Raw genomic sequence first — 19,086 nt, forward strand, 5'->3', positions numbered from 1 at the left:
GCGGGCTCAGGGCACCAGGTCGCCCGTATCGAGGCCGACCTTCTGGACGCCGGGGCAGGCCTGCTGGCACAGCGTGGACAGTTCCTGGTCCAGCTCCGCCATCGGGCGCGGCACATAGCCGTGGCGCAGCGCCGGGGAGAATTTCAGGGTGTCGATGAGGGCGTCGGACAGGCGCTCGGCGTTGGCGTCGAGGTCGAAGTCAGGGGGTGAGAACAGCCAGTGCGCAAGCACCCCGCCGATGGCGGCATGGAAGGCGTTGACGGCCAGGTCCAGGTCCAGGTCGGCGGGCAGCTGGCCGCGCTCCAGGGCCAGGCGCAGGTGTTCGCGCATCTTGACCAGGCCCTCCTGGTGCGACTGGCGCTGGCGCTCGAAGATGGCGCCGTTGTCCTGCACCATTTCGCACTTGTGGAAGATGATCTCGAAGACCCGGCGCCAGCGCGGGTTGACCACGGTCTGGCGCATCACATAGGCGCAGATGTCGCGGATGCCGCCGAGCGGGTCTTCCTGGCGCGCCAGCCGCTCGGGGTCGCACAGGGCCTCCACCGGCAGGTGGACGCGGTCGCACATGGCGGCGAACACATCGCTCTTGTTCTTGAAGTGCCAGTAGATCGCGCCGCGGGTGACACCCGCGGCCTCGGCGATGTCGGCCAGCGACGGGCGCGCCACGCCGCGGGCGTGGAACACGGCTTCGGCCGCGTCGAGAATCCGGTGGCGCGTTTCAAGCGCCTCTTCCTTGGTGCGTCTGACCATTTTTGTCTCTGGTGCCGGTTGCATAACGCCGATAGTGGGCAGTCATGGCCGGCTTGTTGGGCTTCCTGAAACGTTGATCCCACTCCGTCATTCCCGCCTGCGCGGGGACGACGTGTCGGTTCTTTGGAGCGCGTCGGCGTCGCTGGGCGCTGCCGCCTTCCCAGGCGCCACTGCCTCACCCGGCAGGCGCGCATCCTAACCCGAGCCGGCGGTTTGCGCCGTGATTCCGGGCGGATTGGGAGCATTTCGGACCGATCCAATGGATTGACTGGCGCCGGGATCCGTATTGCCGGGGGCCTTCGCTTGCAGGGTTGTGCGCCGAAAGTCCCTTCCAAAACATCAACTTAACATACATGCTTGGATGTATATATAATACGCGCTTGCCCGGCATTCGGCCAGCCGCCTTCTGTGCCCTACCCAGCACAGCTGGCAATCCCTGCCGCAGGCCATCCGGTCATTAATCCAGTCGTTACATAAAAGCCGCCGTTCGTCGCAATCGTCACCGCGACGCAGCGATTTGTGGCTAGCATCACGCTTTTGTCCGCCGCAAACCGTGCGGCGCGCTGTGTCGTTTCCGTTTGTCTGATGACAGTTCGGGGCAATGCGGCAGATCTCAAATTGCCATCATGGGGTTATCGATGAGGAAGTCCCAACGTATCAGTTGCGTTGCTGCCTATGCACTAGCGGCGCTGTCAGCCGTGGCGCTTGTTGCCTGCGGCGACAAGAAGGCCGCGGGCGGCGCCCCGCCCCCGCCGGAAGTGGGCGTCGTGACCGTGACGCCGTCGCCCGTCGCCGTCGTCAATGAACTGCCGGGCCGCCTGGAAGGCGTGCGCACGGCCGAAGTGCGCGCTCGCGTCGAAGGCATCGTGCTGTCGCGCAACTACACCGAAGGCGGTGAAGTGAAGGCCGGCCAGGTGATGTTCCGCATTGATCCGGCGCCCTACCAGGCCACGCTGGCTTCGGCCCAGGCCGCGCTGCAGCGCGCCGAGGCCAACGCCGTGTCGGCGCGCCTGAAGGCTGAGCGCTACAAGCCGCTGGTGGCCGTCAACGCGGTCAGCAAGCAGGAGTACGACGACGCCGTGGCCGCTGCCGGCCAGGCCAACGCCGACGTGGCCTCGGCCAAGGCGGCGGTGCGCACCGCCCAGATCAACCTCGGCTACACCACCGTGACAGCGCCGATCAACGGCCGCGCCGGCCGCGCGCTGGTGACCGAGGGCGCACTGGTGGGCAAGGGCGAGGCGACCAAGCTGGCGCTGGTGGAGCAGGTCGACCCGATGTGGGTCACCTTCACCCAGCCGGCTTCGGAAGTCACGCGCCTGCGCCGCGCCATCGAGTCCGGCGCGGTCAAGGGCATGAACGGCGGCGCCAGGGTGCACCTGTACGTCGAAGACGGCCGGGAATACGAGCAAACCGGCAAGCTGCTGTTCTCTGACATGACCGTGGACCCGACCACCGGCGCGATCACGCTGCGCGCGCAGTTCCCGAACCCGAAGCGCGAACTGCTCTCGGGCACCTTCGTGCGGGTGAAGATCGAGCAGGGCGTGGACGAGAACGCGCTGACCGTGCCGCAGCGGGCGCTGATCCGCGGCGCGCAGGGTGCCAGCGTGATGGTGGTGGGCACGGACGGCAATGTCGCGGCGGTGCCCGTCAAGGCGCCGCAAGCCATCGGCGACAGCTGGGTGGTGACCGAGGGCCTGAAGGGCGGCGAGAAGGTGATCGTCGAGGGCCTGCAGAAGATCAAGGTGGGCGCGCCCGCCAGGGCGGTGCCGTTTGTCGCGGCCGGGGCCTCGGCGCCGGCTGCGGCGCCGGCCTCGGCAGCAGCCCCGGCCTCGGCCCCGAAGACCGAGGCCCAGTCCGAAGCCAAGTCTGGCGCCAGGAAAGGCTGAACCCGGCAAACCGGCAAATACGGCTAGACCGCCAGACCAAAGGGAGCCAGTCTTATGGCCAAGTTTTTTATCGACCGGCCGGTGTTCGCGTGGGTGCTCGCGCTGATCATCGTGCTGGGCGGCGTGCTGTCGATCCTGCAGTTGCCGATCGCGCAGTACCCGAACATTGCCCCGCCGACGATCTCGGTCACCGCCACCTATCCGGGTGCGTCGGCCAAGACGCTGGAGGATTCCGTCACCTCGGTGATCGAGCAGGAGCTTAACGGCGCCCCCAACCTGCTCTACTACAACTCCACCAGCGAGTCGTCCGGCCTGGCGAGCATCACCATCGCCTTCGCGCCGGGTTCGAATGTCGACCTGAACTCGGTCGAAGTGCAGAACCGCCTCAAGCGCGTGGAAGCGCGCCTGCCGGCGGAAGTGCGCCAGCAGGGTGTGCGCGTGGACAAGGCCGGGAACAACTACATGATGTTCCTGACCGTGTCGTCCAAGTCCGGCACGGCCGATGCCATCCAACTCGGCAACTATGTCTCGGCGCAGGTGATCGACTCGATCCGCCGCGTGCCGGGCGTGGGCCAGGCCGACCTGTTCGGCACCGAGTACGCCATGCGGATCTGGCTGGACCCGGCCAGGCTGACGGGCTACAACCTGACCCCGCTGGACGTCACCGCCGCGGTGGGCGAGCAGAACATCCAGGTCGCCGTGGGCGAACTGGGCGGCACGCCCTCGCCCAGGGGCACGGAGCTGAACGCCACTGTCACCACCGAAAGCCGCCTGACCACGCCGGAGCAGTTCGGCAACATCCTGCTGCGCACCAACCCGGACGGGTCGTCGGTGCGCATCAAGGACGTGGGCCGGGTGGAACTGGGCGGTGCCGACTACTCGACGCTGGCCCGCACCAACGGCCGCCCGTCGGCGGCCATCGCCATCAAGCTGGCCCCGACCGGCAATGCGCTGGCCACGGCCACCGCGGTGCGCGCCAAGATGGAAGAGCTGTCCAAGACCTTCCCGGCGGACTACCAGTACTCGGTGCCGTACGACACCTCGGCCTTTGTCAAGATCTCGATCGAGGAAGTGATCAAGACCCTGCTCGAAGCCGTGGTGCTGGTGTTCCTGGTGATGTTCCTGTTCCTGCAGAACTTCCGCGCCACCATCATCCCGACGCTGGTGGTGCCGATCGCGCTGCTGGGCACCTTCGGCGCGCTGCTGGCCTTCGGCTTCTCGATCAACGTGCTGACCATGTTCGGCATGGTGCTGGCCATCGGTATCCTGGTGGACGATGCCATCGTGGTGGTCGAGAACGTCGAGCGGATCATGAGCGAGGAAGGTCTCTCGCCACGTGAAGCCACGCGCAAGGCCATGGGCCAGATCACCGGCGCCATCGTCGGCATCACGCTGGTGCTGACCGCGGTGTTCATCCCGATGGCATTCTTCTCGGGCTCGGTGGGCAACATCTACCGCCAGTTCTCGCTGTCGCTGATCGCCTCGATGGCGTTCTCGGCGCTGCTGGCGCTGACGCTGACCCCGGCGCTTTGCGCGACGCTGCTCAAGCCGGTGGAGGCAGGCCATCACCATGAGAAGACCGGCTTCTTCGGCTGGTTCAACCGCACCTTCGCGCGCGCCTCGACCAGCTACCAGGGCGTGGTGGCGCGCATCCTCAAGCGCACCGGCCGCTACCTGATCATCTACGCGGTCATCATCGTCGGCGTGGTGGTGCTGTTCAAGCGCCTGCCGTCCTCGTTCCTGCCCGACGAAGACCAGGGCTACATGATCACCGTGGTGCAGCTGCCCAACGGCGCCACCCAGGACCGTACCATCGGCGTGCTCAAGCAGATCGAGGACTACTACCTGCAGAAAGAAAGCAAGGTGGTGGACCAGATGATCACGGTGGCGGGCTTCTCCTTCTTCGGCCGCGGCCAGAACGGCGGTATCGCGTTCGTGCGCCTGAAGGACTGGAAGGAGCGCACCGGCGCCGGCGAAACCGCGCAGGCGCTGGTCGGCCGCGCCTTCGGCGCGCTGTCGTTCATCAAGGACGCGATCATCTTCCCGCTCAACCCGCCGGCGATTTCCGAGCTGGGCAATTCCTCGGGCTTTGACTTCCGCCTGCAGGACCGCACCGGCCAGGGCCACGCCAAGCTGATGGAAGCGCGCAACATGATGCTGGGCATGGCGGCCAAGACCCCGGTGCTGATGGGCGTGCGCCCGGAAGGCCAGGAGGACGCGGCGCAGCTGCAGATCGACATCGACCGCGAGAAGGCCAAGGCGCTCGGCGTCACGGTGGCGAGCATCAACTCGACGCTGTCGATCGCCTTCGGCTCGAACTACGTCAACGACTTCATCTATGAAGGCCGCGTGCGCAAGGTGATCGTGCAGGCCGACGGCTCGGACCGCCGCCTGCCGGACGACCTGACCAAGCTGCGCGTGCGCAACAGCAACGGCGACATGGTGGCCTTTGCCGCGTTCGCGACGTCCAAGTGGGTGATGGGCTCGCCGCGCCTGGAGCGCTACAACGGCATGCCGGCGGTGAAGCTGGCGGGCCAGGCCGCGCCGGGCCGCAGCACCGGTGAAGCCATGCGCGCAATGGAAGAAAACTTCGCCAAGCTGCCGCCGGGCTTCGGCTTCGAGTGGTCCGGCCAGTCGTATGAAGAGCGCCTGGCCGGCTCGCAGGAGCCGATCCTGTACACGCTGTCGCTGATCATCGTGTTCCTGTGCCTGGCCGCGCTGTATGAAAGCTGGTCGATCCCGTTCTCGGTGCTGCTGGTGGTGCCGCTGGGCGTGCTGGGCGCACTGCTCGGCGTGACGCTGCGCGGCATGCCCAACGACGTGTACTTCAAGGTGGGCCTGATCGCCACCATCGGCCTGTCGGCGAAGAACGCCATCCTGATCGTGGAATTCGCCAAGGACCTGCAGGCACAAGGCAAGGGCCTGGTCGAAGCCACGCTGGAAGCGGTGCACCTGCGCTTCCGCCCGATCCTGATGACGTCGATGGCGTTCATCCTGGGCGTGCTGCCGCTGGCGATCGCCAGCGGCGCGGGCTCGGGCAGCCAGCGCGCCATCGGTACCGGCGTGATGGGCGGGATGATCACGGCCACGGTGCTGGCGATCTTCCTGGTGCCGGTCTTCTTCGTCGTGGTGCGCAAGCGCTTCAAGGGCAATGCCCGCCAGCAAATGCTGGACCAGAAGTGGCACGAGCCGAAAGAGGAAATCTGAACATGACCAAGACTCTGACCACGCTGCTGCTGGTGGCCGGCGTTCTGACGGGGTGCACCCTGGCGCCCCACTATGACCGCCCTGCCCCGCCGGTGGCCGGCAGCTTCCCGGTGGCGCCCGAGGGCTACGCCACCGCCGAGGCGAAGAGCGGCGAGACCCGCCGCGCCGTCGACATCGGCTGGCGCGAGTTCTTCCGCGACCCGCGCCTGCAGTCGCTGATCGCGACCTCGCTGGAAAACAACCGCGACCTGCGCACCGCCGCGCTGCGCATCGAGGAAGCGCGCGCGCTGTACCAGGTGCAGCGCGCCGACCTGCTGCCCACGGTGAACGGCACCGCCGCCTTCACCCGCGGCCGCACGCCGGCTTCGCAGTCGCCGGCCGGCCGGGACTTCACCGGCAGCACCTACCAGGTGGGCGTGGGCATCAGTTCGTACGAGCTGGACTTCTTCGGCCGCGTGCGCAGCCTGTCCAACGCGGCGCTGGCGCAGTACTTCGCCACCGAAGAGGCACGCCGCTCGGCGCAGATCTCGCTGGTGTCGGAAGTGGCCAAGGCCTACCTGGCCGAGCGCTCCTTCGCCGAGCAGTACGACATTGCCCGGGACACGCTGAAGGCGCGTGAAAGCACCTACGGCCTGGCCAGGCAGCGTTTCGACGCTGGCGCCACCTCGGCGCTGGACCTGCGCGACAACGAGTCGCTGGTGGCCCAGGCCCGCGTGGCCGCCGCGCAGCTGGCGCGCCAGCGCGCGCAGGCGCAGAACGCGCTCGAAGTGCTGGTGGGCAAGCCGCTGGGCACCATCGAGAACCTGCCCGAGCCGATGCGCCTGTCGGATGAGCGCATCATCAGCGATATCCCGGCCGGCCTGCCGTCGGACCTGCTCGAGCAGCGCCCCGATATCCGCCAGGCCGAGCAGCTGCTGCTGTCGGCCAACGCCAATATCGGCGCCGCGCGCGCGGCGTTCTTCCCGCGCATCACGCTGACCAGCAGCGCCGGCACCATCAGCCCGAGCTTCTCCGGGCTGTTCGATGCGGGCACGCACGCGTGGTCGTTCGCGCCGCAATTGGTGCTGCCGATCTTCGACTATGGCCGCAACCTGTCCAACCTGGACCTGGCCAACGTGCGCAAGAACATCCAGATCGCCAACTACGAGAAGACCATCCAGACGGCCTTCGCGGAAGTGGCGGACGCGCTGGTGGCACGCGGCACGCTGGAAGACCAGGTGGCCGGCCAGGAAGACGTGCGCAATGCCGAAGCCGCGCGCTACGACCTGGCGCGCCTGCGTTTCCGCAGCGGCGTGGCCAGCTACCTGGACGAGCTCGATGCACAGCGCCAGCTGTTCACCGCGGAGCAGGCGCTGATCCAGGCGCGGCAGCTGCGGCTGAACAATGCGATCGATTTGTACCGGTCGCTGGGTGGCGGGTTGCAGGAGAGCGGTGCGGTGGCGCAGCAGGCGACGCCTGCGACATCGGGCACCGCGACGCAGTAAGGTCACCCGCGGCGCTTTCCGCGCTGCTGGTTTGCTCCCCTCTCCCGCTTGCGGGAGAGGGGCAGGGGGTGAGGGCAGGCACTCGCATACCGACACGCATTACTTCGTCGACACGCCCACCCTCACCCCAACCCTCTCCCGCAAGCGGGAGAGGGAGACCACAATCGGTCAATCAAGAGCCAGCGGTATTGCCGCTGGCTCTTCTTCGTTCTGCCGTCAGAACTTATACGAAGCCGCCAGAAAGAACACCAGCGGATCCGGCTCCAGCTTGGTCTTCGACGTCGACAGCACCGTGCCATTGGCCGCCTTGATCGTCATCGTCGAGGTCGTCTTCAGCGGAATATAAGTCACCGCCGCCGTCACGCCCCAATGCTCGTCAAAGTTGTAGGTGCCGCCGACATTGAACACCGGTGCCCATGACGACGACGCATCCGCGCTCACCGACGTCGGGCCCGGAATCCCCGCCCCGGCCGCCAGGATCGCGCCGAGGTTGTTGTTGACCGAACTCGCAAACGCCGGGTTGACCTCGATGTTGGTAAAGAAGTTGTACGACAGCCCCAGACCCAGGAACGGCCGGAAGCGCGTGCCCGGATCCAGGAAGTGGTATTGCACCATCGTTGCCGGGCTCCATTGGCGTGCCTTGGTGATGATGGGGTTCAGCGACGGATCGCCCAGGCTCTGGCGGCCGAGCGCGCCGGCCGGACCGGGCGGGATCAGCTCGCCGTGGCCATAGAGCTTGAACTCCGGCGGGATGCCGCCCACCGCGGTGATCGCGATATGGTCGGTGACGAAGTGGCTGAAGGTCAGCCCCAGCGTATTGGCATTGGATGAGGAGAGGCTGCTGCCCGGTGCGGTGAAGCTGGACGGCAGCCCGAGCGGGTAGTTGATCGGCACGTCCAGCAGCGTGGTGGTCAGCGGGTCGCTCTGGCCGTGGGTCTGGATATAGAACCAGCCGGCGGATACCACGTTGTCGCCCTTCTTCTGGGCATGGGCAGGCAGGGCGAAGCTGGCCAGCGCGGCCAGCATCAGTGTGAGAGTGAGGCGTATGGTCTTCATCTTGTGTCCCCCGGCAGTGGATGTCTCTGTTGGTCGAGTCATGGCGGCCCGGGCGGCGATGGCCCGGGCCTGTCGCGTGCTTACTGCACGAATGCGCCGACGGTGAAGTACGGGCCGCTGTCGCGCTGTTCCAGGAAGCCGAACACGCCGCCGGTGAACATCAGCTTGCCGGTCGGCGCCGAACCCGCGGGCGCATCGCGCCGCGACGTGCGGACCACACCCGGCACCTGCTGCGAGTAGTCCAGCTGGTAGGGAATCGCCAGCGACGCATCGGACGGCCGGAACGGATCCATCATGGTCGCCGCGGCGCCGACCAGCGCGGTCACGCGGTAGTTGAAGTTGCTGTCGACGCCGACGTATTCGCCGTTGACCGTGCCCTCGGTGATCGCCACCGCCGGCGCCATCATGCCGATGCCGATCTCGTCGTCGGCGCCGAGCGGGCCGTTGGCGAGCGAGTCATTGGCATAGCCCACGCGAATCATGACCGGCACCAGCTGGCCGCGCAGCTTGCCCACGATCAGGTAGGCCTTGCCCAGCGTGCTGCCCAGCGTAGGCGGCTGGCTCTCGGCCTTGTAGTTGGTCGACAGCAGCGCGCCGTTGGCCTGCGGCACGAAGTTGTTGCCCTTGCGCTCGCAGGTGTTGGTGGCGTTGTCGCAAACCGTGAATGAACCATCCGCGGCCAGCGCCATGCGGTAGTCCTGCGCCACCGTCTTGAACTGCTTGGACGGCACTTCGTGGAAGCCCGTGCCGTTGTACTGCCCGGCAATCTTCGACAGATCGGTCTCGGTCTGCGCGAAGCCGATGAACTGGAAGTACGGGAAGGTGGTATCGGGCACCGCGCCGGCACCGAGCACGCCGTTGAACTGGATGCGCGCGCCGGGGATGGTGCCGCCCATCACGCCTTCGCCGACGAAGAGCTTGGCCGGGCGGTTCGGATCGAGGCTCGCCCCGACCAGTTCGAACGCGCACTGGTTAAGCTTTTCGGTGGGCAACCCCGTCTCCGCCTTCAGCGTGCCGCGCATCACGTTCTGCCCGTTGGTCGGGTCGCTGCGCGTGGGCTGCACGGTGCCGGTCTGGCGCGGCACCGAGGAATCCAGGAAGGTCACCTGCCAGGTGTTCTTGGTGGTGTCGATCTGCACCTTCACCAGCTCGCCGGAGCCGGTGCCGCCGGTGAAGGTGGTGGTGTAGTCCAGCGATGCCGGGCACAGCCGCGTCTGCACGGCCGCCGGCGTGGATGGCGCATCGCTGCCGCCGCCTCCGCCGCCGCAGGCGGCAAGCATGGCGGTGGCGGCCACGGCCAGCGCGCGCGCCGGCACAGTGGCGGGGCGCGAAGCCCGCGGCGGGATCATTCGATGGGGTTGCATGGCGTTGTCTCCTCGGTGTTATTTGTCTGTGGTGTGTTCAGGGTGCCGCCAGCACGCCGACGCGGAAGGTCGGGCTGGCGCCGCCGGTGCCGGACAGGTGGCTGAACACGCGGCCGCTCGCGATCAGCGCGCCGGTGGTGCCGCTGTTGTCGGTGGTGGCCACCATGCCCGGCGCGGTCTGCGTGAAGTCGAGCTGGAAGCCGCCGGTCTGGTGCATCGTCATCGGATCGAGCAGGTCCACGCGCGCGCCCTTGATCAGCGATGCCGTGTAGGCAAAGTCGCTGCCCGAGCCGATATAGCCGCCGTCAAGCTGGCCGCTGGCCACCGCCCTGGCCGGCGCCATCAATGCCAGCCCCGATTCATCGTCGACATTGACCGTCAGCGGCAGCAGCGAGATCTGCGCGTAGCCGGTGCGCACCAGCAACGGCACCAGCGCGCCATTGAGCTTGCCCACCACCATCAGTCCCTTGGCGCGGCTGGCGTTGTTGCTGGTGATGGCCTGGCTCTGGAACGACGGGTAGCGGCGGCTGCCGTCGGCATTGCTGCTTTCGAAGGCGCCGTCGGCACTGCGCAGCTTCCAGCTGTTGCCGGTGCTGAGGCAGCTGCCGGCGGCTGCCGTGCAGCTGCCATCGGCATTCAGTGTCTCGGTGGTCTGCGCAGTGGCGGGCGTGAAGTGGCTCGACGCAGTCAGCGAGCCGCCGGACGGCACCTGGTGGTAGCCCAGCAGGTTGTAGCTGCCGGCCACTTTGGTGAAGTCGGTCTCGGTCTGCGCGAAGGCCAGCACCGGGTAGAACGGGAACGTGGTGGCCGGGATCGCGCCCAGTCCGAGCACGCCCGGATAGGAGATGGTGGCACCCGGGATGCCGCCGCCGGCGACGCCGTTGCCCAGGAAGATCACCGGCGGCTTTGCCTTGTCGATATTGGCCTGCGAAGTGCCGTCCGAGGCCGTGGCCGTCTGCAGCGCGACCGCGCAGCGGTTCTGCTCGGCGGTGGGCAGCGAGGTCAGGTTGGCGAAGGTGCCGGTGAAGGTCACGCCCGCGCGCGTCGGGCTGACGCTGCCGGGTTGCTTGGGCACCGGCGACTCGATGATCTCCAGCTGGTAGGTGCGGGCCGCGGTGTCGAAGCGCAGCTTCACCAGCTCGCCCGCGCCGGAGCCGCCGGTGAAGGTGGTGCTGTAGTCCAGCGCCGCCGGGCACAAGGATCCGGGCGGGCCGCCGATGGTCACCGGCCCCTGCGCGGGGCAGGTGCCGGTGTCCGCGCATTGCGGCGGTGCCTGCGTGCTGGCGCGCGGCGCCTCTGCATCGCCGCCGCCACCGCAGCCGGTCAGCGCCGCGGCAAGACTCACCCCTGTCAAAACGAAAGTGCTGCGTCGAAGCATCGACATGGTCATGGCCTGTCTCCTGACTTTTCTGGCGACCCCTGGTTCCGGATCTGTCGTCCGGCTCTGTGTCCGGATCCCTCCCGGGTGCGGCGACTCTCGCCGCTCGCGTGTTTTTGCGTCAATAGAGCGGCCGTTCCAAACAGACGAACCTGCCGTGCGTGCCGCGTGTGGCCGTGGATTGCGGGCCTGGCTCGGACTGCGCGGCAAGCGGCGCGGCCAGCGATTCAAACGCACGGTGCGCGCCGCTTTGCCGTATTTCAGAAGCGATAGTCAGGGTTGGCCGGATCAAACGCAGAGGCCTCGAAGGTCTTGCGCACCAGCTTGTCGAACACGATCTTCTCGACCATGTTGCCGTCGGCATCCCATGCGGTTTCCACGCGGATATATGGATGCTTCAGGTCCAGCATCAGCTGCACCTTCTTGGCGTAGTACTGCGGCGCGCCGGCCGGCAGGTCCCAGGTCAGCGCCACCATGCGCACGCCCTGCTCCTGCACGATCTCGGCCTTGCTGTATTTCTCGGACAGCCCGGCGGCGCGCAGGGACCTGGCATCGCGCTCCAGCATCGACAGCACGAACTGGAAGCCCAGGTCGCGCACGGTGTGGTTGGACTGCGAACGCGCCAGCGTGCCGTCCAGTGCGATCCACATCGAGGTGAACCCCAGCACGCCGCCCAGGTGGCCGTACATCTCGTCCTTGCGGCGGGTCTCGTCATAGAGGATTTCCTGTCCCGACTGCGCACCGCCGGACAGCCATTTCGCATAGAGCTGGCGCGGTTGATGGCGGTAGCGGATCTGCATCTTCGCGGGCTGGTCCTGCCACTGGTTGTTGAGCCGTTCCTGGCGCGACATCCAGTACTCGTACTCGGGATAGCGGTTCATCTCGGCGCGTGCCCATTTCAGCAGTGCATCGGGCTGCAGCGCCTGGAACACGGCCAGCACCTGCTCGTCGGACAGTCGCGCGAGTTCGCCGCTGGCGACCTGGCGCGAGAACAGCGCGGATTGTTGTGCCGATGGGAGGCCGTCATAGCCCGTGCCCGCGGCGGCAGTGGTTGTGGCCGGCTGGGCGATGGCCACGGGTGGCATGGCCAGTGGCGCGGCCAGCAGGCCGATGACGGCGCCGGTGACGGCGGCGAGATACAGCGGTTGGATCGACATGGCAGCTTCCTCCTCAAGGTGTCCGCCAGCGGCGGAGCGCGGCAGCGCAGGGACGAACGGGGCCACCGCCGCGCCCGCGGGAATTCCGACCGGGCGCACGGGGTCCGCGGGGCCTGTGCGTGGCCTCGCTGGGTGGATCGTCAGTTCAGGTTTGCGTGAGGGCGGTGGCGCCGTCCGGCGGTAGCCGGGCGCGGCGCGCGCCGCTATGTCCTGGTGCGCATTCGCATCCAGTCATCCAGCGGATTGCTGGGGAAGCTCACGGTGTGCTCGCGCGCGCGGACCGGTACGCTGGTCACGGCGGCGCGTTTGGTGCCCGCATTGCGCACGGTACGCGCGCTGATGCGGGCCTTGTCGAGCGTGGCGGCGGTATGGCTGGCCGGGTCGCCCCGCGTTGCCGCCATCGCGGCGCAACTGGCACTCAGGTCGTCGGCGGTTTGCACCGCGGCCAGCCCGCTGGCGCGTTGCTCGGCCTGCTGCTGCTCGCCGAGGTCGAACACCGACTGCAGGGCCGAGAACTCGTCCGCGCCGGGTTGCGCCACGTTCAGCACGGCTTCTACCATGGCGGTGAGCTGGGCCAGCACGTGCGCATCGCTCATCTGCCGGCCTTGCGTGAACACGGGCAGCAGGCTGGCGAGTTCTTCGCCGGCCAGCACGCCGGCCAGCGCCTTGAGCGCAAACTGCAGGCGCCAGCCGAGCTCATGCCGCGGCAGCGCCGGAATGGCGCGCGAAAAGGCATCGAAGAAGCGGCCGTACATCGGCGCGTAGTGTTCCAGCAGATATTGCTGGATAAAGGGCGAGGTATCCGAATACACGCGCCCGAGCAGCCGCAGGAACGATGGCCCGCCCACCGAGGGGTCGCGTGCCATCTGCAGCGCGGGCACGAACAGCGCGCCCATCACGTGCTCGCAGCGGATGCTGTTGCCGGGCCAGCGGGCTTCGCACGCATCGAGCAGCGCCAGGCGCCGCGCGTTGAGCGGATCCAGCCGCCGGCTCAGCACGGCGTGCATCATGATGTCTTTGCTGCGGAAGTGGTAGTTCACGGCGGCCAGATTGACGATGGCGCGCGACGTGACCTGCCTGAGCGAGGTGGCTTCGTAGCCGACCTCGGTGAACAGCTTTTCCGTGGCGTCGAGAATCCGGGCCTTGGTGTCTCCTGCCGAGCTCTTGCCGGTCTTCATGGGGGCGTCTCTCTTCTTTGCTGCCGTAAACCCCTTAGCAATTTGCTACGCTGTTCCGCTCCCTGCTCTGACGGCATACGGATGCTTGAAACAACTGTACGAAGCCTATCCAGTGCTTCGAGCGTTTCACAAGACCTGAATTGGAGTGGATATTCTAATTGCGCCAGTGATGTGGGGAATCGCGCAACAATGTCGGCCGCGTCCTGCATTGAGGCGCTTCGCCGAATGCCTGCAATGGCGGACATTGCGGGCTTGCGCGGCCAATCCATCATGACGTGAGGCGCCGGGCCAGCGCATCCGCATTCTGCGCCGTCAGCGCAAACACCGACAATTGGGGGTTCGCCCCTATGCTGGTCGGGAACACCGAGCCATCGAACACCGACAGGTTGGCCAGCTGGTGGTGAGCGCCGTGGCTGTCCACCACGCCGCCGCGCGGATCGTCGCTCATGCCGCTGCCGCCCATCAGGTGCGCGGTGAACAGCGCGGTGCGGAACGGCTTGAGCGGCAGTTGCGCGATGGCGTCGCGCGCCTGCGGCCAGCTGCGGTACTCGGCGGCATCCAGGTGCGCGGGCCGCACGCGCTCGGCGCCGGCGGCGAACTGCGCCTGCGCCATGCTCAGCCACGCGCGGCGCACGCCGTCCCAGGCGTAGTCCGTCATCGCATAGTCCAGCAACGGGCTGCCGTCGGCCGCCAGCCGCACGCGCCCGCCCACGCTTTCCGGCACGAAGCCATCGCGCAGCAGCGCCAGCATGGCATTGGTGTGCGGCAGCTGCGCCATGTCGCGGCGTAGCGCCTCGCCCACGCCGTTGACCACGCCCGCGCTGATGCCGGGGAACAGCGGCGGCACCTCCAGCTTGTACCCCATCGGCCCGGTCGCGCCGTCCTTCCACTGGAAGTGGTCGGAGGCGATCGACTGCGGCGCGCCATAATAGGGATCAATGCGGTTCTGCATTTTTGCGATGCTGATATTCACCGGATGGATAAATGTGCGCAATCCCAGCCGCTCATGCGGGTCCGGCACGCGCGAGCGCAGCAGCAGCGCCGGTGTGTTGATGGCACCGCCGGCGGCGATCACGTGTTTGGCGCGCACGATCACGCCGACGCCCGTGGGCGTATAGCCGTCCGCGCCCAGTGCCTCGCCGGTGACCGACCGCACTTGCTTGCCGTCATGGTCCAGCGTGCGCACGCGCACGCGGTGCACCAGCGTCGCGCCGCTGGCCAGCGCGGCGGGGATGGTCGATACCAGCATCGACTGCTTGGCATTGACCGGGCAGCCCAGCCCGCAATAGCCCGAGTTCCAGCAGCCCTTCACGTTGCGCGGGATCACGTGCCATTCCCAGCCCAGCGTTGTGCAGCCGCGCCTGAGCACGTCGTTGTTGGGATTGGGCGCCATCGCCCATGGCGCGATGCCCAGGCGTTCTTCCACTTTCTGGAACCATGGGGCCATGTCGGCCTCGCTGTGGCCGGTGACGGCATGATGCGTGGCCCAGTGCGCCAGCGTCTGCGGCGGCGTGCGGAAGCTCGACGACCAGTTGACCGTGGTGCTGCCGCCGACCGAGCGCCCCTGCAGGATGGCGATGGCGCCGTCGGCCGTGGTGCGCGCCGCGGCCTCCTGATACAGCTCGCGATAGGCGCGCTGCTCGTCCATGTCGCGGAAGCTGTCCGAGGTGCGCAGCGCCCCTTCTTCCAGCAGCACCACGCGCAGGCCCGCGCGGCTGAGCGCCTCGGCGCTGATGCCGCCGCCCGCGCCGCTGCCGACGATGACCACGTCGGCATCCAGCGTGCGCGTGGTGGTGAAGGCGGCGGCGTCCAGTATCTTCCAGCCGGCGGCGATGCCGGCGTCGTAGAGATTGTCGATGGCCATGTCGGGGATCAGGCGTGCAGCGCCTGGTAGACGGCCGCGTTGGGGCCGGGATAACCGCTGCCGGCCCACGCGGCCGGCAGCACGTAGTAGCCCACGCTGGTGAGCTTGACCAGTACCAGCGCGCCGGCATTGAGCGTGGCCACGCGGCTGGCGCGCCAGCGCGCCAGGAAGGCCTGCACCTGCGCCGGCGTGGCTGCGCTCCAGTCGTGGCGGATGCCGGTCAGCGCCCAGCGCAGCGGCATGCTGGCAAGCAGGCCGAACAGCTTGCGCACCTCGGCCTGCGCGCCCGCGCCCATCGCGGCGCAGGTGGTGTCGATATTGCGCAGCGCGTCCTGCTCCAGCGATGCGCGCCGTGGCGGCGGGGCCTCGGCCAGCTCGGTGACGATGGCCGGCAGCAGCGCGCGGAACATCGCCACGTCTTCGGGGCGCAGCCACTTCATGCCGGCCTGCGGCGCGGGATCGGCCGGCGAGCAGCCGGCCAGCGACGGCACCAGCGCGGTACAGGCCAGCGCGGCCGAGAAGCCGATGCCGACTTTGAGGAAGCCGCGCCGCGTCAGCGCGTGCAGCGCATCGGCATCAGCATCTGCACCCGCAAGGCGGTGTGGATGATCGGGGGGCATATTGTCTCCATGCGTCGGTCTCTTGGTTTCAGGCGGGGCTGGCCCGCATTGACGCTACCCGGAGTTTGGATAAAGATCGGGGCCCGGTCTTGATCCCGCATGACAGGTGATTTGATGCCACGCGCCAACCTGCCTGATGGCGGTGCCAGTGGTACGCAAGCGGGCACCGTCTCGCTTGCCTACCTCGGCGCCGTGCTCGACCACGGCGCGCGCCAGGGCATTGCCCCGGCCGAACAGCTGCGCGCCGTCGGCGTGCCGCCCGAGCTGCTGCACGTCACCGGCGCGCAGACCGCCACGCGCCTTCCCGGTGCTGCCTACCTGGCCCTGCTCGACTGGCTGGAACAGGTCACCGGCGATCCCAACGTCGGCCTGCGCGCCGGCGCCGCCTTCGCGCCGCGCCACTATGCCGAGATGGGCTACGTGGTGCTGACCACGCCCACCGTGCGCGACGCCATCCTGCAAGGCATCCGCTATGAAGTCCTGGCCAACGATATCGGCGGCACCCGCCTGATCGAAACGCCGCAGGCCGCCTGCATGACCTGGGAAGCGCGGCATGGCCCGCTGACGCGCCACGCGCATGAACTGCATATGGCGACCTGGGTGGTATTCGCGCGCTGGCTGATCGGTGCGCAGCACGTGGCCACGCAGGTGGAATTCCCGCACTCCGCGCCAGCGGACACCCGACTGCATGCCGAGGTGTTTGGCTGCCCCGTGGTGTTCAACGCCGGGCGCCATGCCATGCATATCGAGCGGGCCTTGCTGGACCTGCCGTCGCTGCAGGCCGACGCGGGCATGCAGGCGCAGATGACGCGCATTGCCGACACCCAGCTGCAGCAGATCGTGCCGGTGGGCGCCGACGCGCTGGCGCAGGCGCGTGCCTATATCAGCGGGCGGCTGCAGCAGGGCGAATTGCCCATTGCCGACGTCGCCACGCACCTGAGCCTGCCGGTGCGCACCCTGCAGCGGCGGCTGCAGGCGCAGGGCATCAGTTATTCACAGCTTGTGGATAACGTGCGGCGCGCACTGGCGGAGCAGTACCTTGCCGATCCCGGCATCAGTCTCGCGCAGTGCGCGATGCGGCTGGGCTATTCCGAGCAGAGCGCCTTCACCCACGCCTTCAAGCGCTGGACCGGTGAAACGCCGCATGGCTGGCGGCGCAGGGGGCGGACGGCGTAGCGCCTATGTCCCTTGGCTAACCATCGTCGTTCCCGCGCAGGCGGGAACCCAGTGACTTCAAACGTCGCTGGCACTTCAAAGGACGCTGGATTCCCGCCTGCGCGGGAATGACGGTGGTGTTTCCACGCCTTCGTGATCCGCGAAGCCTGAAAAAAACTTCCCGGTTTCAAACGCACAACTGAATCCCACGGCACAAGCGCCTATAGGGTGGCTTCGCCTCGTTTTATGTGCGCCAGGCGCCGCTGGAAAATCCCAAAAATTAGAATCATCCTTCAACTCACGGCATTGACCACCCGCGCCGCGCTTCCTACGATGACATCCATCAATGTCACAATAAACACTGTAATAACGGTGAGGAGCGCCCATGAATGCACCCGCGGAGCTGCCGCAACAGGCATCCCCTGCCCCTGAGCACACCGACATTGCCATCATCGGCAGTGGCTTTGCCGGCCTTGGCATGGCGATTCGGCTGCGCGAGCGCGGCGAGCGCAATTTCCTGATCTTCGAGAAGGCCGGCTCGGTCGGCGGCACCTGGCGCGACAATCACTACCCGGGCTGCGCCTGCGATGTGCAGTCGCACCTGTATTCCTTTTCGTTCGCCCCGAACCCGGACTGGTCGCGCATGTTCTCGACCCAGCCGGAGATCCGCGCCTACCTGGAAGGCTGCACCGACCGCTTCGGCCTGCGCCCGCACCTGCGGCTGCACCATGAACTGCGCCATGCCGCCTGGGACGAGGCCGCTCAGGTGTGGCGGCTGGAGATGGCCGACGGCAAGGTGGTGCGGGCGCGCGTGCTGGTATCCGGCATGGGCGGGCTGAGCCGGCCTTCCTACCCCAATATCCCCGGGCTGGATTCGTTCGAAGGCGAGTGCTTCCACTCGCAGCACTGGAACCACGGGTATGCGCTCGCCGGCAAGCGCGTCGCCGTGATCGGCACCGGCGCCAGCGCGATCCAGTTCGTGCCGCAGATCGCGCCCCAGGTGGCGCAACTGGACCTGTACCAGCGCACCCCGCCGTGGATCATGCCCAAGCCGGACCGCGAGGTCAGCGCGACCGAGCGCTGGCTGTTCCGCCGCCTGCCGTTCACGCAGACACTGGTGCGCACCGGCATCTACTGGATGCTGGAATCGCGCGTGCTGGGCTTCGTGCTGCATCCGAAGATCATGAAGGTGGTGGAACGCGTCGCGCGCCGCCATCTGGCCAGACAGGTACGCGACCCCGCGCTGCGCGCAACGCTGACGCCGGACTACACCATCGGCTGCAAGCGCGTGCTGATCTCCAACGACTACTACCCGGCGCTCACGCGCGACAACGTGGACGTGGTCACCAGCGGCATCGCCCGCGTGGAGCGCGACGCGGTGGTGCTGCGCGACGGCACGCGCCGGCCGGCGGACTGCATCATCCTGGGCACCGGCTTCCATGCCACCGACCCGCTGCCGCGCGGCGTGATCTCGGGCATCGACGGCGTGGACCTGGTCGATGCCTGGCGCGACGGCGCGCAGGCCTACCTGGGCACCACGGTAGCGGGCTTTCCCAACCTGTTCTTCGTGGTCGGCCCCAACACCGGCCTGGGCCACAGCTCGATGGTGTTCATGATCGAATCGCAGGTGGCCTACATCGTCGACGCCCTGCAGCAGATGCGCCGCGAAGGCGTGCAGGCGGTGGACGTGCGCGAGCCGGTGCAGCGCCGTTTCAATGAACAACTGCAGGCCCGCCTGGGCCATGCCATCTGGTCCGCCGGCGGCTGCGCCAGCTGGTACATCGACCCGCGCAGCGGCCGCAACACCACACTGTGGCCGGGCTTCACCTGGCAGTTCCGCCGCGCCACCGCGAGCTTCCGCATGACCGACTACGACCTGTACCCGGTGCGGCACGCGTTGCCCGAGGAGGCCGCGATGCAGCCGTCGCCGGACATCGCCACGGCCGCCGGTGCCTGACGCACGCGCATTTCCCCCGATTCCCAACCA

The 19,086-nt window shown here is 67.7% G+C and carries 13 protein-coding genes; 5 read left to right on the top strand and 8 right to left on the bottom strand.

What is annotated here, in order from left to right:
* Positions 1-6: 6 nt before the first annotated feature.
* A complete protein-coding gene (locus ACREYQ_RS17455; protein WP_432258753.1) occupies positions 7-750 on the bottom strand; it encodes a TetR family transcriptional regulator in 744 nt (247 codons plus the stop codon).
* A 638-nt stretch (positions 751-1,388) separates the two neighbouring features.
* Between ACREYQ_RS17455 and ACREYQ_RS17460 the strand changes: the two genes are divergently transcribed.
* The 3 genes from ACREYQ_RS17460 to ACREYQ_RS17470 are packed head-to-tail and all read left to right on the top strand — an operon-like array spanning position 1,389 to position 7,327.
* Complete coding sequence (locus ACREYQ_RS17460; RefSeq protein WP_432258754.1) at positions 1,389-2,636, top strand: efflux RND transporter periplasmic adaptor subunit; 1,248 nt, start codon at positions 1,389-1,391, stop codon at positions 2,634-2,636.
* Positions 2,637-2,690: 54 nt separating this feature from the next.
* Positions 2,691-5,843 (top strand): efflux RND transporter permease subunit, encoded by a 3,153-nt coding sequence (locus tag ACREYQ_RS17465; protein WP_432258755.1) that lies wholly within the window; start codon positions 2,691-2,693, stop codon positions 5,841-5,843.
* Positions 5,844-5,845: 2 nt separating this feature from the next.
* Positions 5,846-7,327 carry an efflux transporter outer membrane subunit gene (locus tag ACREYQ_RS17470; protein ID WP_432258756.1) on the top strand — a complete coding sequence of 494 codons (1,482 nt, stop codon included), beginning with the start codon at positions 5,846-5,848 and terminating at the stop codon, positions 7,325-7,327.
* A 216-nt stretch (positions 7,328-7,543) separates the two neighbouring features.
* Here ACREYQ_RS17470 and ACREYQ_RS17475 read toward each other — a convergent pair whose 3' ends face one another.
* The 7 genes from ACREYQ_RS17475 to ACREYQ_RS17505 all read right to left on the bottom strand — a co-directional run bounded on the left by ACREYQ_RS17475 (position 7,544) and on the right by ACREYQ_RS17505 (position 15,944).
* The gene (locus ACREYQ_RS17475; RefSeq protein ID WP_432258757.1) at positions 7,544-8,383 is read right to left on the bottom strand and encodes an OmpW/AlkL family protein; all 840 of its coding nucleotides are present in this window, start codon (positions 8,381-8,383) and stop codon (positions 7,544-7,546) included.
* 80 nt (positions 8,384-8,463) lie between these two features.
* A complete protein-coding gene (locus ACREYQ_RS17480) occupies positions 8,464-9,747 on the bottom strand; it encodes a DUF2957 domain-containing protein (RefSeq protein WP_432258758.1) in 1,284 nt (427 codons plus the stop codon).
* 37 nt (positions 9,748-9,784) lie between these two features.
* On the bottom strand, positions 9,785-11,137 hold the full coding sequence (locus ACREYQ_RS17485; RefSeq protein ID WP_432258759.1) for a DUF2957 domain-containing protein: 1,353 nt from the start codon (positions 11,135-11,137) through the stop codon (positions 9,785-9,787).
* A 248-nt stretch (positions 11,138-11,385) separates the two neighbouring features.
* Positions 11,386-12,282 carry a DUF1571 domain-containing protein gene (locus ACREYQ_RS17490; protein WP_432258760.1) on the bottom strand — a complete coding sequence of 299 codons (897 nt, stop codon included), beginning with the start codon at positions 12,280-12,282 and terminating at the stop codon, positions 11,386-11,388.
* Between the two features lie 203 nt (positions 12,283-12,485).
* The gene (locus ACREYQ_RS17495; RefSeq protein WP_432258761.1) at positions 12,486-13,460 is read right to left on the bottom strand and encodes a TetR/AcrR family transcriptional regulator; all 975 of its coding nucleotides are present in this window, start codon (positions 13,458-13,460) and stop codon (positions 12,486-12,488) included.
* 268 nt (positions 13,461-13,728) lie between these two features.
* Positions 13,729-15,324 (bottom strand): GMC family oxidoreductase N-terminal domain-containing protein, encoded by a 1,596-nt coding sequence (locus tag ACREYQ_RS17500; RefSeq protein ID WP_432258762.1) that lies wholly within the window; start codon positions 15,322-15,324, stop codon positions 13,729-13,731.
* A gap of 8 nt (positions 15,325-15,332) precedes the next feature.
* On the bottom strand, positions 15,333-15,944 hold the full coding sequence (locus tag ACREYQ_RS17505) for a hypothetical protein (protein WP_432258763.1): 612 nt from the start codon (positions 15,942-15,944) through the stop codon (positions 15,333-15,335).
* A 114-nt stretch (positions 15,945-16,058) separates the two neighbouring features.
* Here ACREYQ_RS17505 and ACREYQ_RS17510 point away from each other — a divergent pair, with 114 nt between their 5' ends.
* Both ACREYQ_RS17510 and ACREYQ_RS17515 read left to right on the top strand, forming a co-directional pair.
* The gene (locus ACREYQ_RS17510) at positions 16,059-17,120 is read left to right on the top strand and encodes an AraC family transcriptional regulator (protein ID WP_432258764.1); all 1,062 of its coding nucleotides are present in this window, start codon (positions 16,059-16,061) and stop codon (positions 17,118-17,120) included.
* A gap of 364 nt (positions 17,121-17,484) precedes the next feature.
* Positions 17,485-19,056, top strand: a complete 1,572-nt coding sequence (locus ACREYQ_RS17515) for a flavin-containing monooxygenase (protein ID WP_432258765.1) — start codon at positions 17,485-17,487, stop codon at positions 19,054-19,056.
* Positions 19,057-19,086: the final 30 nt, after the last annotated feature.

It is taken from the genome of Cupriavidus sp. TMH.W2 (assembly GCF_050847365.1).
Lineage (GTDB): Bacteria > Pseudomonadota > Gammaproteobacteria > Burkholderiales > Burkholderiaceae > Cupriavidus.

Excerpts from the sequence above, each read along its gene's own strand:
- ACREYQ_RS17455 (WP_432258753.1), bottom strand. The coding sequence starts at position 750 with ATGGTCAGACGCACCAAGGAAGAGGCGCTTGAAACGCGCCACCGGATT.
- ACREYQ_RS17465 (WP_432258755.1), top strand. The coding sequence starts at position 2,691 with ATGGCCAAGTTTTTTATCGACCGGCCGGTGTTCGCGTGGGTGCTCGCG.
- ACREYQ_RS17515 (WP_432258765.1), top strand. The coding sequence starts at position 17,485 with ATGAATGCACCCGCGGAGCTGCCGCAACAGGCATCCCCTGCCCCTGAG.
- ACREYQ_RS17460 (WP_432258754.1), top strand. The coding sequence starts at position 1,389 with ATGAGGAAGTCCCAACGTATCAGTTGCGTTGCTGCCTATGCACTAGCG.
- ACREYQ_RS17495 (WP_432258761.1), bottom strand. The coding sequence starts at position 13,460 with ATGAAGACCGGCAAGAGCTCGGCAGGAGACACCAAGGCCCGGATTCTC.
- ACREYQ_RS17480 (WP_432258758.1), bottom strand. The coding sequence starts at position 9,747 with ATGCAACCCCATCGAATGATCCCGCCGCGGGCTTCGCGCCCCGCCACT.
- ACREYQ_RS17490 (WP_432258760.1), bottom strand. The coding sequence starts at position 12,282 with ATGTCGATCCAACCGCTGTATCTCGCCGCCGTCACCGGCGCCGTCATC.
- ACREYQ_RS17505 (WP_432258763.1), bottom strand. The coding sequence starts at position 15,944 with ATGCCCCCCGATCATCCACACCGCCTTGCGGGTGCAGATGCTGATGCC.
- ACREYQ_RS17475 (WP_432258757.1), bottom strand. The coding sequence starts at position 8,383 with ATGAAGACCATACGCCTCACTCTCACACTGATGCTGGCCGCGCTGGCC.
- ACREYQ_RS17485 (WP_432258759.1), bottom strand. The coding sequence starts at position 11,137 with ATGACCATGTCGATGCTTCGACGCAGCACTTTCGTTTTGACAGGGGTG.
- ACREYQ_RS17470 (WP_432258756.1), top strand. The coding sequence starts at position 5,846 with ATGACCAAGACTCTGACCACGCTGCTGCTGGTGGCCGGCGTTCTGACG.
- ACREYQ_RS17510 (WP_432258764.1), top strand. The coding sequence starts at position 16,059 with ATGCCACGCGCCAACCTGCCTGATGGCGGTGCCAGTGGTACGCAAGCG.
- ACREYQ_RS17500 (WP_432258762.1), bottom strand. The coding sequence starts at position 15,324 with ATGGCCATCGACAATCTCTACGACGCCGGCATCGCCGCCGGCTGGAAG.